The organism is Stenotrophomonas sp. ATs4 (assembly GCF_051861585.1).
GTDB classification, from domain to species: Bacteria; Pseudomonadota; Gammaproteobacteria; order Xanthomonadales; family Xanthomonadaceae; genus Stenotrophomonas; species Stenotrophomonas maltophilia_AS.
The window spans coordinates 368,808-389,608 of the sequence record NZ_JBLYPK010000003.1 but is presented as its reverse complement, the minus strand read 5'-3'; the positions used below and the strand labels follow the sequence as shown (position 1 = coordinate 389,608).

Annotated in this window: 19 protein-coding genes; 5 read left to right on the top strand and 14 right to left on the bottom strand. The window is 66.6% G+C overall.

Annotation, left to right across the window (positions count from 1 at the left end):
- Positions 1–15: 15 nt before the first annotated feature.
- The 10 genes from ABR323_RS07845 to ABR323_RS07800 all read right to left on the bottom strand — a co-directional run bounded on the left by ABR323_RS07845 (position 16) and on the right by ABR323_RS07800 (position 9,097).
- Positions 16–1,416, bottom strand: coding sequence for an aspartate aminotransferase family protein (locus ABR323_RS07845; protein ID WP_439448882.1), 1,401 nt, complete (start codon positions 1,414–1,416; stop codon positions 16–18).
- 62 nt (positions 1,417–1,478) lie between these two features.
- Positions 1,479–2,195, bottom strand: coding sequence for an MtnX-like HAD-IB family phosphatase (locus tag ABR323_RS07840; protein WP_439448881.1), 717 nt, complete (start codon positions 2,193–2,195; stop codon positions 1,479–1,481).
- Positions 2,196–2,369: 174 nt separating this feature from the next.
- Positions 2,370–3,572 (bottom strand): DegT/DnrJ/EryC1/StrS family aminotransferase, encoded by a 1,203-nt coding sequence (locus ABR323_RS07835; protein WP_439448880.1) that lies wholly within the window; start codon positions 3,570–3,572, stop codon positions 2,370–2,372.
- A gap of 10 nt (positions 3,573–3,582) precedes the next feature.
- Positions 3,583–3,981 carry a DMT family transporter gene (locus tag ABR323_RS07830; RefSeq protein ID WP_135272786.1) on the bottom strand — a complete coding sequence of 133 codons (399 nt, stop codon included), beginning with the start codon at positions 3,979–3,981 and terminating at the stop codon, positions 3,583–3,585.
- Positions 3,978–4,337, bottom strand: coding sequence for an EamA family transporter (locus ABR323_RS07825; RefSeq protein ID WP_439448879.1), 360 nt, complete (start codon positions 4,335–4,337; stop codon positions 3,978–3,980). The genes ABR323_RS07830 and ABR323_RS07825 overlap by 4 nt, the downstream gene beginning before the upstream one ends.
- Position 4,338: 1 nt before the next feature.
- A complete protein-coding gene (locus ABR323_RS07820; RefSeq protein WP_135272788.1) occupies positions 4,339–5,175 on the bottom strand; it encodes an alpha/beta hydrolase in 837 nt (278 codons plus the stop codon).
- Positions 5,176–5,255: 80 nt separating this feature from the next.
- Positions 5,256–6,635, bottom strand: coding sequence for a sensor histidine kinase (locus tag ABR323_RS07815; protein ID WP_135272789.1), 1,380 nt, complete (start codon positions 6,633–6,635; stop codon positions 5,256–5,258).
- Entirely contained in the window at positions 6,632–7,315 is a 684-nt protein-coding gene (locus ABR323_RS07810; protein WP_135272790.1) for a response regulator, read from the bottom strand. The genes ABR323_RS07815 and ABR323_RS07810 overlap by 4 nt, the downstream gene beginning before the upstream one ends.
- Before the next feature lie 131 nt (positions 7,316–7,446).
- A complete protein-coding gene (locus tag ABR323_RS07805) occupies positions 7,447–8,574 on the bottom strand; it encodes a metallophosphoesterase (RefSeq protein ID WP_439448878.1) in 1,128 nt (375 codons plus the stop codon).
- A 73-nt stretch (positions 8,575–8,647) separates the two neighbouring features.
- Entirely contained in the window at positions 8,648–9,097 is a 450-nt protein-coding gene (locus ABR323_RS07800; protein ID WP_439448877.1) for a winged helix-turn-helix transcriptional regulator, read from the bottom strand.
- A gap of 78 nt (positions 9,098–9,175) precedes the next feature.
- On the opposite strand from ABR323_RS07800, the gene ABR323_RS07795 reads away from it, so the two are divergent.
- Positions 9,176–10,393, top strand: coding sequence for an MFS transporter (locus ABR323_RS07795; protein WP_439448876.1), 1,218 nt, complete (start codon positions 9,176–9,178; stop codon positions 10,391–10,393).
- A 107-nt stretch (positions 10,394–10,500) separates the two neighbouring features.
- On the opposite strand, the gene ABR323_RS07790 is transcribed toward ABR323_RS07795, so the two are convergent.
- Positions 10,501–11,916, bottom strand: a complete 1,416-nt coding sequence (locus tag ABR323_RS07790) for a GGDEF domain-containing protein (protein ID WP_135272794.1) — start codon at positions 11,914–11,916, stop codon at positions 10,501–10,503.
- A gap of 285 nt (positions 11,917–12,201) precedes the next feature.
- Between ABR323_RS07790 and ABR323_RS07785 the strand changes: the two genes are divergently transcribed.
- Together ABR323_RS07785 and ABR323_RS07780 are read left to right on the top strand one after the other, a co-directional pair.
- Positions 12,202–14,451, top strand: coding sequence for a TonB-dependent siderophore receptor (locus ABR323_RS07785; protein ID WP_439448875.1), 2,250 nt, complete (start codon positions 12,202–12,204; stop codon positions 14,449–14,451).
- A gap of 190 nt (positions 14,452–14,641) precedes the next feature.
- Positions 14,642–15,622 (top strand): cation diffusion facilitator family transporter, encoded by a 981-nt coding sequence (locus ABR323_RS07780; protein WP_439448874.1) that lies wholly within the window; start codon positions 14,642–14,644, stop codon positions 15,620–15,622.
- Between the two features lie 125 nt (positions 15,623–15,747).
- Here ABR323_RS07780 and nfi read toward each other — a convergent pair whose 3' ends face one another.
- On the bottom strand, positions 15,748–16,431 hold the full coding sequence (gene nfi, locus ABR323_RS07775) for a deoxyribonuclease V (protein WP_439448873.1): 684 nt from the start codon (positions 16,429–16,431) through the stop codon (positions 15,748–15,750).
- Between the two features lie 94 nt (positions 16,432–16,525).
- On the opposite strand from nfi, the gene gpmA reads away from it, so the two are divergent.
- Entirely contained in the window at positions 16,526–17,275 is a 750-nt protein-coding gene (gene gpmA / locus ABR323_RS07770; RefSeq protein WP_439448872.1) for a 2,3-diphosphoglycerate-dependent phosphoglycerate mutase, read from the top strand.
- Positions 17,276–17,387: 112 nt separating this feature from the next.
- Here the strand turns inward: gpmA and ABR323_RS07765 are convergent, their stop codons facing one another.
- On the bottom strand, positions 17,388–17,849 hold the full coding sequence (locus ABR323_RS07765) for a hypothetical protein (protein ID WP_439448871.1): 462 nt from the start codon (positions 17,847–17,849) through the stop codon (positions 17,388–17,390).
- 137 nt (positions 17,850–17,986) lie between these two features.
- Here ABR323_RS07765 and ABR323_RS07760 point away from each other — a divergent pair, with 137 nt between their 5' ends.
- Complete coding sequence (locus ABR323_RS07760) at positions 17,987–20,080, top strand: M13 family metallopeptidase (RefSeq protein WP_439448870.1); 2,094 nt, start codon at positions 17,987–17,989, stop codon at positions 20,078–20,080.
- A gap of 93 nt (positions 20,081–20,173) precedes the next feature.
- Here the strand turns inward: ABR323_RS07760 and ABR323_RS07755 are convergent, their stop codons facing one another.
- On the bottom strand, positions 20,174–20,791 hold the full coding sequence (locus ABR323_RS07755; protein ID WP_439448869.1) for an HD-GYP domain-containing protein: 618 nt from the start codon (positions 20,789–20,791) through the stop codon (positions 20,174–20,176).
- Positions 20,792–20,801: the final 10 nt, after the last annotated feature.

Genomic DNA, 20,801 nt, shown 5'->3' with positions numbered 1-20,801 from the left:
GGCAGCGCATCGACGTCAGCCCTTGGCCTTGGTCAGCGCCTGGTCGAGCAGGGTGATCGCCAGGTCCATCTCTTCGTAGCTGATGTCCAGCGACGGGGCGAAGGTGATCACGTTCTTGTACCAGCCACCCACGTCCAGCACGAGGCCCATGCGCTTGCCGTCGTGCAGCAGATCACCGGCCAGGCCGATGTCGACCATGCGGTCCAGCAGTTCCTTGTTCGGGGTGTAGCCGTCGGTCTGGCAGATCTCCGCGCGCAGGGCCAGGCCCAGGCCGTCGACGTCGCCGATTTCCGGGTGGCGCTTCTGCAGGCCACGCAGGCCGTCGAGGAAGTACGCGCCCTTCTCCGGCACGGTGCGCTCATAGTCCATTTCCTTGCCCAGCTTCAGCACTTCCAGGCCCAGGCGGGTGCCCAGCGGGTTGGAGTTGAAGGTGGAATGGGTGGAGCCCGGCGGGAACACGGTCGGGTTGATCAGTTCTTCGCGCGCCCACAGGCCCGACAGCGGGTTCAGGCCGTTGGTCAGCGCCTTGCCGAACACCAGCACGTCCGGGGTCACGCCGAAGTGCTCGATGGCCCACAGCTTGCCGGTGCGCCAGAAGCCCATCTGGATTTCATCGACGACCATCAGGATGCCGTACTTGTCCAGCACGCGCTTGAGGCCGGTGAAGAAGTTGCGCGGCGGGATGACGTAGCCACCGGTACCCTGGATCGGCTCGACGTAGAACGCGGCGTACTCGGCCTGGCCGACCTTGGGATCCCACACGCCGTTGTATTCGCTTTCGAACAGGCGCTCGAACTGCCACACGCAGTGGTCGGAATACTCTTCCGGGGTCATGCCCTTCGGACGACGGAACGGGTACGGGAACGGAATGAACATCGCACGCTCGCCGAAGTGACCGTAGCGGCGGCGGTAGCGGTAGCTGGAGGTGATCGACGACGCGCCCAGGGTGCGGCCGTGGTAGCCGCCCTCGAAGGCGAACATCAGGCTCTTGCCGCCGCGCGCGTTGCGCACGATCTTCAGCGAGTCTTCAATGGCCTGCGCACCGCCGACGTTGAAGTGCACACGGCCGTCGAGGCCGAACTTCTCGTGCATGTCCACCGCAATCGTCTTGGCCAGCTGCACGCGGGTCGGGTGCAGGTACTGGCTGGCGACCTGCGGCAGCGTGTCGATCTGGTCCTTCAGTGCGTCGTTCAGGCGCTTGTTGCTGTAGCCGAAGTTGCAGGCCGAGTACCACATCTGCAGGTCGAGGTAGGGCACGCCGGCACCGTCGAACATGTAGCTGCCTTCGCCGCGCTGGAAGATCTTCGGCGGATCGACGTAGTGGACGGTGTCGCCGAAGGAGCTGTAGCGGGCTTCGTCGGCCAGCAGCTGCGCATCGGAGGCAGCGGCGTCGGCGTTCTTGTCAAATATGTTCATGCAGTTCGGTTCCGTGAAGGACGTTCGAAAGGGGCAACAGGGGCGTGCCTGGAAGGGAGTGCTCAGGCGGTGGCCAGCAGCAGGGGCAGTACGGCGGGCTGCGGGCTGGCGTCGAAATGACGTGGCTGCAGCAGGCTGCCATCGAGCAAGCGCGGCAGCAGTGCGATTGCATCGTGGAAGGTACCGATGGCGGCATGCTCGATGCCGGCATGGGTGCAGTGGGTGATCAGGCGGCGCTTGGCGAACACGAAGTCGGCGTCTTCAGAGACGCAGAAGTCCGAGCTGCCATCGCCGATCATCAGCACGCGCGGTGCTTCGTTGGCGCGCGCCTGCGCAGCGCAGGTGCACTTGCAGGTGCCACTGCGGCAACCTTCGGCCTGGTAGGGCGATTCCAGTTCCCAGTGGTCATCGCACCAGCGCAGGTGGTTGGCCACCACCGGCAGTCGCGACAGGCCGTGGTTGGCGAGGATGCGGTGGATCGCATAGTCCAGGCCATCACTGACGATGCGCAGCGGCACGCCCAGTTGTTCGGCGCGGCTGACAAAGGCGGCGAAGCCCGGATCGATCTGCACCTGGTCCAGGTGGGCGTCGAGCGTGGCCGGGTCCAGCTTCAGCAGCCTGACCTGGCCCTGCATGCATTCACGCGAGCCGATCCGGCCGGCTTTCCACTGATCTTCCAGGTCTTGCCATCCCGGCTGGCCGTACTTCTCCAGCAGCGAGTCGATGACATCTTCGAGGCTGATGGTGCCGTCGAAGTCACACAGGATGCTCCAGTGCATGGGCAGGTCCGTCGATGAAAGAAACGTCCGGCACCATGCCGGGGCAGGCTCAATGTAGGCAGGCAGCCTTTCTCGTTCCTTTCCTGTTGAAAGCCTTCACGCCACGGCGGGGAAAGCGTTCAGAAAAGTGCAGGAATGAATGCCGGAAACGCACTCGGTCCCTGCGTTTCCAGGTCAGGCCCGGGCCAGCACTTTCAGGATTTCGGCGGTATCTTCGCGGGTCTGCCAGGCGCTGTTGCCGAGCGTCAGCATGCGTGCAGCGAAGTCACGTGCGTTGGGCATGTCGTCCTGCGGCACGATGCCACGCAGGTAGGCATAGTCGGGCAGGGCATGGATGAACATGCGGCTGACCCCGAGCCCGCGCGGCCACAGATGTTCCAGCGCGGCGTCGCGTGCCTGCTGGCTGGGAAGCAGCAGCATCAGCATCGGCCAGGTGCCGCCGCTACCGGCAAGGCCGTCCACCACGTCCACCGCCGGCAGCTGCGCCAGCTGTACCCGTAGTTGCAGGGCGCGCAGTCGACCGGCCTGCAGGAACGCAGGCAGGCGTCGCGCGGCGTGGGCGCCGATGTTCTGCCGCCACTGGCTGACACGGTGCTGCGGGATGTCCAGCGGGAAAATGTCACCGACCGCTTCTTCCAGATCGCCGCATTGCAGTGCGCTGCGCAGCGGATTGCCGTATACCAGCGACAGCAGCGAAGGGCGATAGCAGGCGGCGAGGCCGAGCAGTTGCACACTGCGCAGCAGCTCCCAGCGCAGGCTGGAACGCGTCTGTTCGGCGGCATGCTCGGCCAGCGCCGCACGCAGTTCTTCGTCACGGCTGACCAGCAGCCCACCTTCATGCAGGCTCAGCCCTTTACCGGCGGCGAGGCTGAAGAAACCAATGTCGCCACGCAGGCCGACACTGCTGTTGCCGACCCGCGCGCCCAGCGCCTGTGCGGCATCTTCGATCACCCAAGCGCCAGCGCCGCGTGCCACTTCGTTGACCTGTTCCACATCGGCAATGCGCCCGCCAAGGTGGGTCGGCAGGATCGCAAGCGTGCGCGCATCGGTGAGCCGCTTGAGCTGGCCGGGGTCGAAGTCGAAATGACCGCGCCGGGTGTCGCACAGCTGCACGCGCAGGCCCAGACTGTGCACCGCGATCGGTACCAGCGGGCAGGTATAGGCCGGCATGATCACGGTATCGCGCCGGGGCGCGCGCCTGCGCAGCGTGCGCAGCGCGATCAGCAGCGCGTGGGTGCCGGAACAGGTCAGCTGCAGCGGTGGTGTGCCGAGCTGGTTGGCCAGGATTTCGCGCAGGTCGCCACCACCGGGCAGGAAGTCGCTGGCCTGCATCGGCAGGCCAGCGGTAGGCGGCAGTTCGCGCGCGAACAGGTTCATCGCAACGCGCTCACGTCGTGGCTTCGGTGGGGCTGTGCGGGTCATCCGCTTCGGCACGGCCGAGACAGACGATGCCGGCCACGATCAGTACTGCACCGAGCAGATGATGCAGGGTCAAAGGTTCATTCAACAACCACGCCGACAGCAGCAGCACGCTGATCACTTCCAGGTGCGATGCAGCGAAGGCCGGGCCGATCGGCGCGTGGCGCAGCAGGCTCATCCAGGTGAAGAACGCTCCCACGTAGCCGAGGATCGCGCCATACACCCACGGCTGTGACAGCACGCGAAGCAGCCAGGCGGTATTGGCTTCGACCGGCAGCGCGGCATCACCGGCGTACTTGAAGCACAGCTGGGCCAGCGTATCGAAGGCCATCAGCAGCGGGAAGCCGATCACATACAGGCGCCTCATGAGCCGGCCCCCACCACCGCCACGCCCGCGGTGACCAGCAGCATGCCGGTCACCCGCAGCGGCGTGAGCTTCTCGCGGAACAGGAAACGACCGGCGATCATCAGCGCAACGATGTTGATCGAGCCGAGCAGCACGCCCTTGGACAGCGGCACCAGCGACAGGAACGCAATCCAGGCGACGAACTCAAGCACGTAGCAGGTGATGCCGATCCACAGCCAGGGCCGGCTGAGCATGTGCTTCCAGCGCTGCAGTCCCTCAGCTTCATTCGGGTCGCTGGCGGCAGCCTTGAACGCAAGTTGGCCGCCGGTGTCGAGCACTACGTTGACCAGCCACAGCAGCGTGGCAAGTGACCCCATTTCAGGCCACCGCCTTGAGGATGCCGCTGCGTTCACCGATCTCGCTGAAGAAGCGCGCACTGCGACGGATCACATCGCGGCGTTCGCGATCAATGGTGATCATGTGGTAGCTGTCTTCCAGCACCACCAGTTCCTTCGGGCCGCTGACCCGCGACATCACCAGTTCGGCGTTGCCCATGCTGGCCACGTCGTCCTCGCGGGCGTGCATCACCAGGCAGGGGGCGGTGACCTGGTGCAGGTGGCGGCGGGTCCAGTTGCTCAGGGCGCGCATCTCGGCCAGGGCGTGCCAGGGGTTGCCCGGCAGGCCGGCCGCTGCGCTGTCACCCGACAACATGGCAGCGCTGACCTGCGCACGCAGGCGCTCGTCGCGCAGGCCATAAGGCGGCTCTTCCATGAACATGCGGTCGCGGCCGATGTTGAAGCGCTTGAACCACGGCAACAGGAACGAAAAGCGGGCCACGGCCGGAATGTTCCAGCCGTCGTAGCGGAACGTGGCGCCGTACACGCCCACGCCGGAAATCCATTCCGGCCGGCGCGCCGCCAATGCCAGCGACAGCACCGCGCCCATCGACAGGCCACCGACGAACAGCTGGTCGACCTTGCCGCGCAGGGTTGCGGCCGCATCTTCCACGCCCTGGTACCACTGTTCCCAGGTGGTCGCGAGCAGGTCGTCGACGCTGCCGCAATGGCCGGGCAGCTGCACCCCGTGCACGGTGAAACCGGCATTGTTCAGGCCCTTGCCCAGCATGCGCATTTCCGCTGGCGTGCCGGTCAGGCCGTGAACCAGCAGCACGCCCTGCGGGCCACCGGGAAGGAAGAAGTCGTGCGTTTCGGTCACCTGGCGGCTCCGGGGCGGCAGTGGGGATGGTCAGGATCGCAAGCGCGATTTTCACCAGCCTTTCAGCGCCCCGGACCGGGTCAGGGGGCCTTCAGCAGCGGCAGCGTGATGGTGACCTTCAGCCCGCCACCGGCTCGGTTCAGGAAGCCCAAGCGCCCCCCGAAGTGCTCCACCGCCTCGTGGGCAATGGCCAGGCCGAGGCCGGTGCCACTGGCCGTGGTGCCCGGGGCACGGAAGAAACGCTCGCCCAGCCGTGGCATCACATCCTCGGGCACGCCCGGGCCGTTGTCTTCCACGTAAAGCTCAACATCGTTGTCGTCCAGCGCCTGCACGCCGACCGTGACGGTGGCGCCGCGACCGCCATAGCGCAGGGCATTGTCGATCAGGTTGTCCAGCGCCTCCTGCAGCAGGGCGCCATTGCCGAGCACGCGCAGCGGTTGGCTGCTGCCACGGTAGCCGAGGTCGGTGCCATCGCGGATCGCCTCCGGTACACGCATGCCGACCCACTGCGGCACCAGCTCGCACAGGTTCAATGCTTCCACGGTATCGGGCACGGTCTGCGCCCGGCTCAGTGCCAGCAGCTGGGTGCTGACCCGTGCGGTGCGCTGGTTGAGACGGCGGATGTGCTGCAGCGCCTCACGCACGGTGTCCGGGTCGCCATGTGCCAGCGCCTGGTCCACGTGCAGGGCCATGCCCGCCAGTGGCGAACGCAGCTGGTGCGCGGCATCGGCGATGAAGCGGTTCTGCAGGGTGATCATTTCCGCTTGGCGGGCGAACAGATCGTCGATGGTGCTGATCAGCGGCTGGATTTCTTCCGGCACGTCGGCATCGGAGATCGGTGCCAGTTCGCCACGGCGCTGCGCCAGGCGTGTCCTCAGCGGGGTCAGGATGCGCAGGCCGTAGGTCACGCCGAACCAGACCAGTGCCGCGGTACCTAGCGCCAGCATGGTCATCAGCGGAATGATGATCATCAGGATCTCGCGCGCGCGCTGGCGGCGGTCGGCCATGCTCTCGGCCACGGTCACCGCCAGCTGGTCCTGCGGGTCGTTCATCGCCTGCGTGCAGACCGTGGCCATGCGCACCTGCTGGCCGTTGAGGTTGCCGTCATACAGCGCCGGATGCACGCCGGTGCAGTCCTGCGAAGGAGCATAGGGGCTGAAGTCGGCGTTGCCGCTGAGGGTGCCCTTGCGGCTGCTGTCGACGTTGAAATAGCGATGGCCGTCCGGGTCGTACTCGATCAGGAAGCGCGCCTGTGGCGACAGGTCGCTGGTCACCGGCATGGTGCTCAGCATCTGGGCGAACGAATGCGTGTCGTCGATCAGGTTGCGGTCGTGGATGCGGTTGGAATAGTCCAGCGCAACGTAGTAGGCCAGGAGCGTGTTGAAGATGAGCAGGCCCAGCATCGGCAGCGCGAGGAAGGCGAGCAGGCGCCGGCGCAGGCTGGGGGGGCCACTGATCACGAGGCGCTGTCGTCCTGTGCGTCTTCCAGCATGTAGCCCAGCCCGCGCACGGTGCGGATGCCGATGCCGCCAGGCTGCAGCTTGCGGCGCAGGCGATGCAGGGCGATGTCCAGGCCGTTGTCGGTCAGGTCCTGTCCCCAGTCGCACAGCGCTTCGACCAGTTGTGCGCGCGAGACGATACGTTCGGCACGCACCGCCAGCGCCGACAGCAGGCCGAATTCGCGTGCGGTCAGCTCCAGCGACTGCTCGTCGATCCAGACCCGGTGCCCGGCCAGGTCCAGGCGCAGGCGGCCGATGCGCAGGTCGGGGTTGCCATTGCTGGTGACGCGCCGCAGCTGCGCACGCACGCGCGCCTCGAACTCATCCAGCGCGAACGGCTTGACCAGGTAGTCATCGGCGCCAAGGTCGAGCACGCGCACGCGTTCGGCCAGGCCGTCACGGGCGGTCACCACCAGCACCGCCAGGCCATCGCCGCGCTGGCGCAGGCGTTGCAGCACGTCGCGGCCATCCAGTTGCGGCAGTCCCAGGTCCAGCACCAGCAATGCGTACTGGGTCGAGCCCAGTGCAGCATCGGCGTGCGCACCGTTGTCGACGTGGTCAACCACGTGCCCCTGCCGGCGCAGCGAGGCGCACAGGCCGGAGGCGATGTCCGGGTCGTCTTCAGCAATCAGAACGCGCATGCGCGGGGCTCCTGTAGCGGTCAGGCCGGCCGGATGAACGCGGTGGGCCTCTCGGCTGCCGAGGGTAGCCGCAAACCGGGTGAAGGGGGAGCGCGCTGGCGCTGGCAGGCGCCGCTGCGCTGTCCTTCCATTCAGTCCTGCAGGCCGGGCTCGCCCTGGGCCAGCGGCACCCGCGAGCCATCCAGCAGGCCCCGGCTGAGCGTGCCGTTCTCGATGAACAGCAGCTCGCCGTTTTCACCGTTCTTGATGCTGCTGTCGATGGCGATCACGCGGTCGCCATGGAAACTGCTGACGTGCGGCATCGAGGTGTGCCCGACCACGATGCGCTTGAGCTGCAAGCGGTCCAGCACCGTTTGTACGCCCGGCGTGTCGAGGCGCCCATCGAAGTAGCCGCGGTACCAGATCGGGCTGGTCTTTCCGTCATACAGCGGTGCGGTGGCCGGGTCGGCCTTCACTTCGGCCTTGGGCAGGCCCAGCGAGGCCTGGTAGGCCGCGTTGGTCCGCGCCGGGTCCAGCGCCAGCTCCACCGCCTCGGGCGAGATGCCACCGTGCAGGAACAGGGTGTCGCCGATCTTCAGCAGCACCGGGCGGGTGCGCAGCCACTGCCCGATCACCGAGTCGGCGCCATACAGCTGCGGGTAGCTGCGGCCCAGCAGCTGGGCGCTGCGCAGGTACTTCGGGTTGACGTAGCGCAGGTCGTCGTACAGCACCATGGTCTCGTGGTTGCCGAGCACGAAGTGCACTGCGCCACCGGCGGCGGCCGCCTGCTGCTGCAGGCCGTACAGCAGCCAGAAGGCCTCGGTCACCTGCGGGCCACGGTCGAACACATCGCCGGCGATGACCAGGGTGTCCTTGCCCAGCGCCCAGCGGTCCTGTGCGTCGATGACCTGGTGGGCACGCAGCAGGCGCACCAGCAGCCCGTACTGGCCATGGATGTCGGACAGCGCAACGATGCGCGGCACGGCCGGCAGCACCGAGACCGAAGGTGCATTCGGGGCAGCCACATGCACCGTGTGCTCGTAGCCGCAGCGCGGGGCGATATCCGTGCCTGCGGCCTGCGTAGCAAGCGTGTGCGACTCGACCTTGTCGTCGCAGATCCATTTGGCCTGCAGCTGGTTGCCCTGGCGGAACACATAGGGGCCATCGGCCTGCACGTGGTCGGCGGGCGCGGCAACCTCGCGGGCCTGCGTGACTCCAGCGGCGCAGGCCAGCAGCGGCAACAGCAGGGCGGTCAGCAGGGAAGGGCGGTAGCGCGACATCGGCGGCATCCAGCGGCGGAAAGACCCGATGCTAACCGGCGCGGGCGTTCGTCGGTGTGCGCGAATGGGCGGGTCAGGTGTCGCGCCCGTCGTCCTTGAGCTTGCGCACGCGGGTGGCGGTGGGCTGAAGCGGCTGGCCGTCGCGCCCGCGCGGCTGCATGTAGAGCAGCGGCCGCCGCGTCGCCGATTCGATCAGCTGTGAATGGGCTTCGCCTGCACCGAAGCGATGGCGCTCTCCCCATTGGCGCAGCGCAACCAGCAGCGGGAACAGTTCCAGGCCGGCGGTGGTCAGCACGTACTCCTGGTAGGCCGATCCATCGGAGGCCGGCTGCAGCTGCAGGATGCCGGCCTCGACCAGCCTGCGCAGGCGGTCGCTGAGGATGTTGCGTGCCGCGCCGAGGCTGCGCTGGAAATCACCGAAGCGGGTGATGCCGTCGAACGCGTCGCGGATCACCAGCAATGCCCAGCGGTCACCGAGCAGGTCGGCACTGCGGGCTACGGGACAGGGGCTGTCGGGGGGCATGCTGGCTATCTCCGAATGTGGTTGCAGTTTAAAACCAATGGCGATAGCCTGCATCAAGTTTCAAATTGCAACCACATCATGTCTGTAGCGCCCGTTCCACGCCCCTTGCTGGTCCTGCTTGCGATTGCTGCGGGTGCCAGCGTGGCCAACGTCTACTACGCGCAGCCGCTGCTGGACCTGCTTGCGCGCGCCTTTGCGCTGGACCGGGCCGTGGCCGGCGCGGTGCTGGCTGCCACCCAGGCCGGCAGCGTGCTGGCGTTGCTTGGCTTGCTGCCGTTGGCGGACCGCGGTGACCGGCGGCGCCTGCTGCGCATGCAGTTGATGGCACTGGTGGTTGCATTGCTGTGGTTGGCGACCGCGCGAACGGCCATGTGGCTGTTGTCGGGCATGCTGCTGGCCGGGTTGCTGGGCACCGCGCTGACCCAGGGACTGATCGCCTATACCGCATCGCTGGCACCGGCCGAGCAGCGCGGGCGCGTGGTCGGCGTGGTGCAGGGAGGGGTGTTCATTGGCCTGCTGCTGGCACGTGTCGTGTCCGGTGTGGTGGCGGCGGCCTTTGGCTGGCAGGCGGTCTACCTGCTGTCAGCGGTGGTGATGGCGGCGTTGGCGATGCTGCTGTGGCGACGCCTGCCCGCAGTACCGGTGCCAGCGGTGCCGCCACGCTGGCGCGAGCTGCTGGGCTCGATGCTGGGCATGCTGCGCCGCGATCGAACGCTGCGCGAGCGCGGGCCGCTGGCATTGCTGCTGTTTGCAGGCCTCAACGTGTTCTGGGCGGCGGCACCCTTGCCACTGTCGGCACCGCCGATGCACTGGTCAACGGCGGCCATCGGTGCGCTTGGCCTGGCCGGTGTTGTGGGTGCGCTGATGGCGGCGCGGGTCGGGCACTGGATGGACTGCGGTTTCGCGCATCGGGTCAGCCTCGGCGCGCTGCTGCTGATGCTGGTCGCGTGGTGGCCGCTGCTGGGCCTGCCGCAATCGCTGTCATTGCTGTTGCTGGGCGTGGTCGTGCTCGATCTTGGCGGTCAGGCACTGCACGTTTCGAACCAGGCGTTGCTGCTGCGTGCACCAGCAGAACAGCATGGGCGCCTGGTGGCGTTGTACATGCTGTTCTATGCGGTGGGCAGTGGTGCAGGAGCGGCGGCCGGACCGTGGATGCAGGCGCGGCATGGCTGGCCTGCAGTGTGCCTGCTGGGGGCGGGCATCGCGCTGCTGGCGCTGCTGTGGTGGGCAGCATGGCGGATGGTCGCGGTGAAAGCAGCGGCTGGCGCCGGTTTCGGTAGAGCCGGCTGTTGGTAGAGTCGACCGTTGGTCGACTGCACTTCCTGCGGATCGCGAAACGCCCGCGCCGCGCGCGATGGTCGACTGGCAGTCGACTCTACCCCTCGGTTGCCCCCCGCGCTGGGTTACCGCTGCAACGCACGTCGCCCGGGCGGTTCCTGCAGTGCATCGCTGGCCACCACCACGCGGTTGCGGCCGCTGCGTTTGGCCTCGTACATGGCGGCGTCGGCACGTGCCATCAGCCGTTCGTAGTCCGGGTGGCCATCGTGGCCGGCGACGCCGATGCTGGCCGTCAGGCTCAGCGCCTGGCCGTTGGCAAGCGGCACCGGCGATTGTGCGATCTGCCGGCGCAGGCTCTCGGCAATCACTGCCGCCTGTGATTCGCTGGCGGCGACCAGCACCACCACGAATTCCTCGCCGCCGTAGCGGAACAGATAGTCGCTGCCACGGGTGAGCTGGCCGAGAACCCCGGCCACGTGCTGCAGCGCGCGGTCACCCGCATCGTGGCCGTGGCCGTCGTTGATCGCCTTGAAGTGGTCCAGATCGAGCAGCAACAGCGAGAACGGCGTGCGGTTGCGCGTGGCCAGCTCGATTTCCCGGCGCAGCACGGTCGGCAGGAATCGTCGGTTGAGCAGGTTGGTCAATGCGTCGCTGCCGGCATCGAGTTCGCCGATGCGCTCGAACAGCAGGGTCATCAAGGTGCGGATGGCGGCCAGGTCTTCGCGGATCGCCGGCAGCACTGCAAGCCGCTGCCCGGGATCATCGGCGGCCGCCCGCTGCAGGCAGCCGTCGATGCGTGCCATCAACTGGTCGACCTGCTGTGTCTCGCTGCTTTCGCCGAAGCTGGGAATGCCCTTGTGGGTGAACCACAGGCCAAACTCGGAGGTGGCCAGGCTGGCGCCGTCGCTGCCCTGCACATGGCCGGCCAAGGCGTAGAGCAGCGCGTTCTCCCAGTCCAGCAGCAGTGCGCGCTGGCGCTCGCGCTCGGTGCTGACGTTCTGCACCAGCGAGAACAACCTGTAAGCCGCATCGGCGCGCGTGGAGCGTTCGCGGGCATGGGTGTAGGCCAGGGTCATGCCTTCCATGGCGATATCCATGATTGCACTGAGGCAGTCGATGGCGGCGAATGCGGTGTCGGCGTCCGGCGCATCGTCGCGAAGGCGCACGAACAGTTCGTGCTTGAGCACGCGGGCGCCACGGGTGACCAGATCGACCGGAATGCCGACCCGGGCGTGTACATCGCCGATCACCCGTTGCGAGGCCACCGTATTGGCGATGCCGCTGGCATCGGTGGTCAACAGTTGCGCCAGCCAGCGCTGCATGGCTGGCTGCAGGCGCTGCTTGACCTGGTCGTGGGACAGGAAACGACGGGCACGGGTGTCCTGCAGCAGCACTTCGTAGAAGCGCTGGGCCAGGGCGGGTGGGGCGTCGGCGGCAGCGGCGTGCAGCAGCGCGGTGGCGGCTGGGCCGGCCTGCAGCAGGCACTGCTGCCAGGCCTCGGCCAGCGGTTGGCTGGCATCGTCCAATTGGGGTGGTTCCACGTCGATCTCTGACTGCGTACGGCAAACCACGGGTATCGGCCGCGGCGGCGTACGGTTGATGGCGGGCTAGCCGACCAGTTTAAGCGCGATGCAGGCTTGCACGGTGCGCAAAGCACATCGGCATGGCTGCGGCAATGAGTGAACGCATTTGAGAATCACTCGCATTGATGGGAGAATACGTGCACGGATCGGGCTGTAGGCACCTGCAGCGGCGCTCCGCCTCCCCTCGTCGCTGCCTCAAGCCCTTTGCCAGAGGCCCCGTTGCCCTGCCAGAAGGTCCAGATCATGTCCCGAGCCGTTGTCCTTTCGCCACGCCCGCTGGCGCTTGCCGTTGCCGCCCTGTTGGCGGGCAGCGCCCTGACCGTCCACGCTGAAACCGACGCCACCGATATCGACACGGTGCACGTCACCGCCTCGCAGATCGCGCGCCAAGCATTGGGCACCTCGACCATCACCGCCGAGGACATCGCCAAGCGGCCGCCGGCCAACGACATCGCGGAACTGCTGCGGACCATGCCCGGCGTCAACCTGACCGGCAACAGCGCCTCCGGCCAGTACGGCAACAACCGCCAGATCGATCTGCGCGGCATGGGCCCGGAAAACACCCTGATCCTGGTCGACGGCAAGCGCATCGGTGCACGCGATGCGGTGCGCATGGGCCGCAGTGGCGAACGCAATACCCGCGGTGACACCAACTGGGTGCCAGCGGAAATGATCGAGCGCATCGAAGTGCTGCGCGGCCCGGCGGCGGCGCGTTACGGCTCCGGTGCCTCCGGCGGCGTGGTCAACATCATCACCAAGCGCCCGACCGGCGACCTGACCGGTGCGGTCGACCTGTATGGCCTGGTGCCCGAGCACAGCGCCGAAGGCGGCAGTGAGCGCGTCGGCCTGCAGTTGAGCGGGCCGATGACCGACACCCTGTCGTTCCGCCTGTACGGCAATCTCAACAAGACCGACGCCGACTCGCTGGAGCTCAACCGTGACTTCGCGACGAATCCGAACGCGGTGCCGCCAGCCGGCCGCGAGGGCGTCAAGAACCGCGATGTCAACGCGCTGCTGCGCTGGGACGTGACCGCCAACCAGGTGGTCGAGTTCGAAGCCGGCACCAGCCGTCAGGGCAACATCTACGCCGGCGACCGCGCGGTCAGCACCACGGGTACCTCGACACCGATCGATCTGGGGGCCTTGGCCGAGCAGCAGGCCGAGACCAACCGCATGTACCGCAACACCGGCGCAATCACCCATCGTGGTCGTTGGGGCGATGTCACCTCCCGGGTGACGGCCGCAGTGGAAGCAGTGAACAACTCGCGCATCAACGAAGGCCTGGCCGGTGGCCCGGAAGGCAGCTTCAACGGCACCGACTGGTCGACCTCGCGCCTGCGCAACTACCAGCTGGATGGCGAAGTGAGCTTCCCGACCACACTGGGTGGTGCCGAGAACATCTGGACGTTGGGCTTTGAATACCTCGACAGCCGCCTGACCGACCCGTATTCGATGAGCCAGTCCAGCAGCAGCGGCGGCGGATTCCCGGGATTGTCGGCCGATCGCGCGCGGGGCAAGTCCGACGCGCAGACCACCGCCGTGTTCGTCGAAGACAACATCTACCTGGGCGAGCGCTGGATCGTCACCCCGGGCCTGCGTTTCGACCACCACAGCCAGTTCGGCAACAACACCAGCCCCAGCCTCAACGCGCAGTTCCGGCTCAACAGCGACTGGGTGGTCAAGGGCGGTATCGCCCGCGCGTTCAAGGCGCCGAACCTGTACCAGTCCAATCCTGACTATCTGTACTACACCCGTGGCAATGGCTGCCCGAATGCACTGCCGAGCCTGGGCGCCGGCTGCTACATGCGCGGCAATGCGGATCTGAAGGCGGAAACCAGCCTGAACAAGGAACTGGGCATCGAGTGGGCACCGCAGAGCGGCTGGCAGGCGTCGTTGACTTACTTCCACAACGACTACAAGGACAAGATCCAGGCCGGCTACAACCAGATCGGGCTGACTGCCGATACCAAGGGCCGCATCTTCCGCTGGGAGAATGCACCCAAGGCGATCGTGCAGGGGCTTGAGGGCAACCTGGTGATTCCGCTGCTGGGCGAGCAGGGCAGCCGCCTGAAGTGGAGCAACAACTTCACCTACATGGTGGAGAACGAGAACAAGAGCACCGGCCAGCCGCTGTCAGTGATCCCGAAGTACACCGTCAACACGATGCTGGACTGGCAGGCCACCGACAAGCTGTCGCTGCTGCTGACCGGCACCTTCTATGGCAAGCAGAAGCCGGCCACCGCCAACATCAACAACGATCCGCGCTGCACCGGCACCTGCGACCCATCGATCGCACTGCAGGATCGCGGTGCCTACAACATCTGGGGCGTGAGCGCGCGCTACAAGGTGACCGAGACGGTCAGCTTCGGCTTCGGCGTGAACAATCTGGCTGACAAGCGTCTGTTCCGCGAGGCCAACAGCAGCGATGCCGGCGCGGCGACCTACAACGAGCCGGGCCGCGCGTACTGGGCCAGCCTGCGCTTCGGCTTCTGATCGCATGCACGCGTCGTTCCGCAGGGCTCGCCAGGCATGGCCTGGCGCTACTGGGTCGGGCATGTCACACCGTAGCGCCGGGCCATGCCCGGCGGCTTCGGCGCTGCACGCCTGCAATGTTATAAACACCGTGATAGTTTCCCAACGCGCGCCGGCGTAGCCTGCCTCCCATCGCAAAGGAGCTGTTGCCATGGGCCACGACCACGATCACCTGCCATCCGAGATCCGCCACGAGAAACCCTTGTGGTGGGCGCTGGGCCTGACCTCCACCTTCCTCGTCGTCGAAGTGGTGGGTGCGTTCTGGACCAACAGCCTGGCGCTGCTGTCCGACGCCGCGCACATGGCTACCGACGCGCTGGCGTTGATGATCGCGCTGGTGGCGGTGCGGCTGAGCCGGCGTCCGCCGGATGCACGTCGCACCTACGGCTACGCGCGGCTGGAAGCGCTGGGCGCGATGATCAACGGTGCGATGCTGTTCGTGGTCGCCGGCTACATTCTGTGGGAGGCGATCGGACGCTTCCGGGAGCCGCAGGAGATCGCCTCCTCCGGCATGCTGGTGATTGCCGCAGCGGGCCTGGTCATCAACCTGATCTCGATGCGCCTGCTGCAGGCGGGCAGCGGCGAGAGCCTCAACGTGAAGGGCGCCTACCTGGAAGTATGGGCCGACATGCTCGGCTCGGTGGCGGTGATCGCGGGTGCGTTGCTGATCCAGTTCACCGGCTGGAAGCCGATCGATCCGATCCTGGCGGTACTGATTGGCCTGTGGGTGCTGCCGCGCACCTATGTGCTGATGCGTGAGGCGATCAACGTGCTGCTGGAAGGCGTGCCCAAGGGCATGGACGTGGCCAAGGTGCGCGACAGCTTGTCCGACCACACTGCGGTGCTGGACGTGCATGACCTGCATGTGTGGGCGCTGGCCTCCAGCACCCCGGCGTTGACCGCGCACATCGTGATGCGTGAAGGCACCGACGCAGATTCACTGCGTCGGGAGCTGGGTGGGCGCCTGCACGATGACTTCGGCATCGAGCACGTCACCCTGCAGATCGAGGCGGACCACTGCGGTGAAGCCTGTGGTGAGCCGGCGCCGGCCAAGAGCAGCGGGCAGGAGGGCCATGAAGGCCACGACCACGGCGAGGACGCGCAGGGCCATCGCGGCCACGTGCATCGTTGAATGGGATAAACGGGACGCCGGCCGGGGTGGAACAGGCCGGGTGAAACCGGCTTGGTAGAGTCGACTGCTAGTCGACTATCGCGCGCAGCGCGGGCTTTTGCGCAACCTTGTCGAAGCGCCGCCGACTAACAGTCGACGCTACCGCGTCGCGAGGCCAGCCGATCCGCCAGCCGCGTCGGCTCCGGCAGCCGGTAGCCGCGCAGTGTGCGCTGCACCCAGCCCAGCGCGGTATCCGCACTGACCCGATGGCCGCCGGCCACGAACAGCGGCTTGCAGCGCACCTTGCTGCGCAGCACCCAGCCGAGCTGCTCGTCACCGTCCATCAATGGCGTATGCGCGCCTGCCTCGGCACCCGGTTCGACGAAACGTCCGACCAGTCTTGATTTGGCCACGCCGATGCTCGGCAGGTCGGTGACCACGCCCAGATGCGCAGCGATGCCCAGCCGCCGTGGATGGCTGATACCGTGGCCATCGACGAACACCAGGTCCGGCGCGCGCGGCAGCAGCGCCAATGCGGCCAGCAGTGCCGGCAGCTCACGGAAGCTGAGCAGGCCGGGGATGTAGGGCATCACGGTGGGAATCCGCGAGATCTCCTGCGCCACGGGCTGCAGCGTCTCCGTGTCCAGCAGCACCGCCGCGGCACGGGTGATGGCGCCGTCGTCTTCGAAGCCGACATCCAGCCCGGCCAGCCAGCGCACGGTGGCGGGCAGGCGGTCCTGGCGCTGCACGCGGGTGGCCAGCTGCTTCTGCTGCTCGCGGGCAGCGGCGACGCTGCCTTCCCAGCGTCCGGGATCGATCACCGTGTTCATGGGTCACAGCATCGCATGCGTGGTGCCACGGCCCGGTGAGTGGCGCCCGGGGCTACAATGGTGGCCTGCCTTTCCTCGCGTTGGAGACCCTGCAGTGACCCGTAAACTCGTACTGTTGCGCCATGGCCAGAGCCAGTGGAACCTGGACAACCGCTTCACCGGCTGGGTCGATGTCGACCTGACCGAGCAGGGGCGCCGGGAAGCGGCCACCGCCGGTCGTCTGATGCGCGAGGAAGGCCTGCAGTTCGACGTCGCCCATACCTCCGTGCTGAAGCGCGCCATCCACACCCTGCAGGGGGCGCTGGCCGAGCTGGAGCAGGACTGGCTGCCGGTGAACAAGTCCTGGCGCCTCAACGAGCGCCACTACGGCGGCCTGCAGGGCCTGGACAAGGCCGAGACCGCTGCCAAGCACGGCGAGGACCAGGTGAAGGTATGGCGTCGTTCGTACGACATCCCGCCGCCGGCCATGGACCTGGAAGATGCGGGCCACCCGATCCATGACCGTCGCTACGCAGGCCTGGACCGCAACGCGCTGCCGGGTACCGAATCGCTGGCGACCACGCTGGATCGCGTGCTGCCGTACTGGCACGACGCCATCGCGCCGCAGCTGAAGGACGGCAAGACCGTGCTGGTCACCGCCCACGGCAACTCGTTGCGCGCGCTGTACAAGTACCTCAACAACGTCTCGCGCGAGGAAATCCTCGAGCTGAACATCCCGACCGGCATCCCGTTGCTGTTCGAGTTGAACGACGACCTGACGGTGAAGTCGTTCCGCTACCTGGGCGACCCGGAAGCGGCGCGCAAGGCCGCTGAAGCCGTGGCCAACCAGGGCAAGGCGAAATAAGAAGCAGAAGGCCGGCGCAAGCCGGCCTTCGCTTTTTGTAGAGTCGAGCCCACGCTCGGCTGGCGCTGTCGCAACCCAGTAGAGCCACCCCATGGGTGGCTGCATCTGCCGGCTACGAAGGACCCAGCAGGCGCACCTTCGGCGGCTGCAACGCAGCAATGTCGATGACGTGGTCCTGGCATATCACCTGGTAATGCGTGAATGGGCCCGGGTAACGGGTATCAGCGAAGGTGGCACGGTCCAGATAATCAAGGAACTTCGAACGGCTGTAGCGGCGGAACAGGTTGCCGCTCCAGGCCTCGGACTCATCCCAGCTCTGGTAGGACTCGTTGTGCACGGCGTAGCTGATGTAATGGTCCCAGATCAGTTCAAACCGCTGCGAGTGGGGCACCACCTCTATCGCACGCACATCATCGATTGAACGTCCATGACCGAGCTCCACACGGGAGGGCTTTCCGACCACCTGGCCTTCCTCGACGACCAGGCGCAGACGATTCGCTTCCGGCTCGCCAATCTCCGTCAGGAACAGAAACTCACAGGTGTCGAAGGCCAACAGCAGCGCAGGTTCGTCCATGGTCATGAAGTCCAGTGATCGCAGAGGCCAGAGCATACCGGTGCGCGGCGGGAGCTGCGCCGTGGGCTCGTGACCTTTGGCCGGTCCCCAACCTGGCTCCCCCGGCTACCCTGTGAAATTACCCGCAGGAGAGCCTCATGAACTTCCGCAACCTGGCCCCGTTGGGCCTGACCATCGCCATCGCTGCCTCGCTGGCCGCTTGTGGCAAGAATGAAACCGCGCCGGCCGCCAGCGCCGATGCCAAGCCGGCCTTCGACCAGTCGGAGATCAAGACCGCGCTGATCAGCCTCAACGGCGCCGACCTCGATCCGGCCATTTCGGCCTGTACCGACCTCAATGGCTTCGTCAACAGCAAGTGGCTGAAGGCGAACCCGGTGCCGGGCGACCAGACCACCTGGGGCAGCTTCGAGATCCTGCGCGAGCGCTCTCTGGAAGTGCAGCACGCGCTGGTGCAGCAGGCCGCCGCCAGCCAGGCCAAGGCCGGCTCGGTGGAAGCCAAGATCGGTGACATCTGGAAGACCGGCAACGATGAAGCGAAGATCGAAGCCGCCGGCCTCGCGCCGCTGCAGCCGCAGCTGGACAAGATCACCGCGCTGAACGACACCGCCGCCATCACCCAGTACCTGCGCGACAGCCAGGCCGAGGGCAAGGGCGTGCTGTTCTCGCTGTTCGCCAATGCCGACTACAAGGATTCGGCCAACGTCATCGCCTACGTCGGCCAGGGTGGTCTCGGCCTGCCGGAGAAGGGCTACTACTTCGACGACGCGCAGGCCAAGATCCGCGACGGCTACGTGACCTACATCGCGCAGGTGTTGACCCTGTCCGGCGTGGATGCCGCGCAGGCCGCGGAGCAGGCCAAGGCCGTGATGGCTTTCGAAACCCGTCTGGCCAAGGCTTCGATGTCGCGCATCGAAATGCGTGACCCGGCCAAGCGCTACAACCCGCTCAGCGCCGCCGACGCCGACAAGCTGACCCCGAACTTCAGCTGGACCGCGCTGTTCGACACCCTGAAGGTGCCGGCCGCACAGAAGTTCTCGCTGGCCCAGCCGGGCTTCTTCGGTGAAATGGACAAGATGCTGGCCGATGTGCCGGCCAGCACCTGGCAGGCCTACCTGCGCTTCCACACCATCGACGATGCTTCGCCGTACCTGAGCAGCCAGTTCGAGAAGGCCAACTTCGAGTTCTTCGGCAAGACCCTGCGCGGCCAGCAGGAGATGCAGCCGCGTTGGAAGCGCGTGCTGGAGTCGGTCAACGGTGGCATGGGTGAAGCCCTGGGCCAGCTGTACGTCGACGCCGTGTTCCCGGCCGAATCCAAGGTGGCCATGCAGCACCTGGTGCAGAACCTCTCGGTGGCGCTGAAGGCGCGCCTGGAGCAGTTGCCGTGGATGGGTGAAGAGACCAAGAAGAAGGCGCTGGAGAAGTGGGCCAGCTTCACCCCGAAGATCGGTTACCCGGACAAGTGGCGTGAGTGGACGGGCCTGCAGACCAACGGTGACAGCTACCTGGGCAACATGCAGGCGGCACGTGCGTTCAACTACCGCTACATGCTGGACAAGATCGGCAAGCCGGTGGACAAGACCGAGTGGGGCATGACCCCGCAGACCGTAAACGCCTACTACAACGCCACCAAGAACGAGATCGTGTTCCCGGCCGCCATCCTGCAGGCGCCGTTCTTCGACGCCAAGGCCGATCCGGCGCTGAACTACGGTGGCATCGGCGCGGTCATCGGCCACGAGATGATGCACGGCTACGACGACTCGGGCAGCCAGTTCGCTGCCAACGGCAACTTCGACAACTGGTGGACCGACGCTGACCGCAAGGCATTCACCGAACGTACCGACCAGCTGGTCGCACAGTTCGATGGCTACGAGTCGGTGCCGGGCGTGTTCGTGAAGGGCAAGCTGACCCTGGGCGAGAACATCGGTGACCTGGGCGGCCTGACCGTGGCCTACGACGCGCTGCAGATGGCGCTGAAGGAAGACCCGAAGGCGAACGTGGCGGTCGATGGCCACAGCCAGGACCAGCGCTTCTTCATGAACTGGGCCACCGTGTGGCGCCGCAACTTCACCGACGGTGAACTGCGCGTGCGCCTGAACACCGACCCGCATGCACCGGCCAACTTCCGTGCCAACGGCGCGCCGTCGAACATGCCGTCCTACGCCGCTGCATTCCAGTGCAAGGCGGGCGATGCGATGGTGCGTGCCGACGACAAGCGCGTGGTGATCTGGTAATCGATCGCACGTAACGCGTGATGCAGAAGGCCCGGCGAATGTCGGGCCTTCTGTTTTGCGCGGCCGATAGCGCCGGGCCATGCCCGGCGGATCTCAGGCCAGCGCCGGCTCCTGCGCCAGCAGGCGGTGGAAACGTTGCAGCACGTAGGGATCGATCAGGCCGCCGGATTGATCGTCGATGATCCGCAGCGCCTTCCCGTGCTCCATTGCGGCGCGGTAGGGGCGCACGCTGGTCATGGCGTCGTAGGCATCGGCAATGGTGACGATGCGTGCACCGAGTGGGATATCTTCGCCACGCAGGCCATCCGGATAACCACTGCCATCGAACGCCTCGTGGTGGGTACGGATCAGGCGGGCCACGGGCGCGGCATCGCTGCGACCGGTAGCCATGAAAATATGTTCGCCACGCACCGGATGCTCGCGCATGATCGCGCGTTCCTCGTCGGTATGCCGGCGGGGAGTGAGCAGCACATCGTCGGGGATGCCGATCTTGCCGATGTCGTGGAAGCGCGCGGCCAGGCTTATCTGCGCGCAGGCGTCGTCGTCGAGATCGCAGTGTGCGGCCAGGCGCTGCGCAAGCAGGCCGACGCGGTCGCAATGGTGGCGGGTGTAGGCGTCGCGCATCTGCAGCGACATCGAGAGGGCATCGATCAGGCAGGCCTGCGCGTGCAGCAGGTCGGGGGCGGGTACGGCGTCAGGGAACATGGTCATCCGCCCGCAC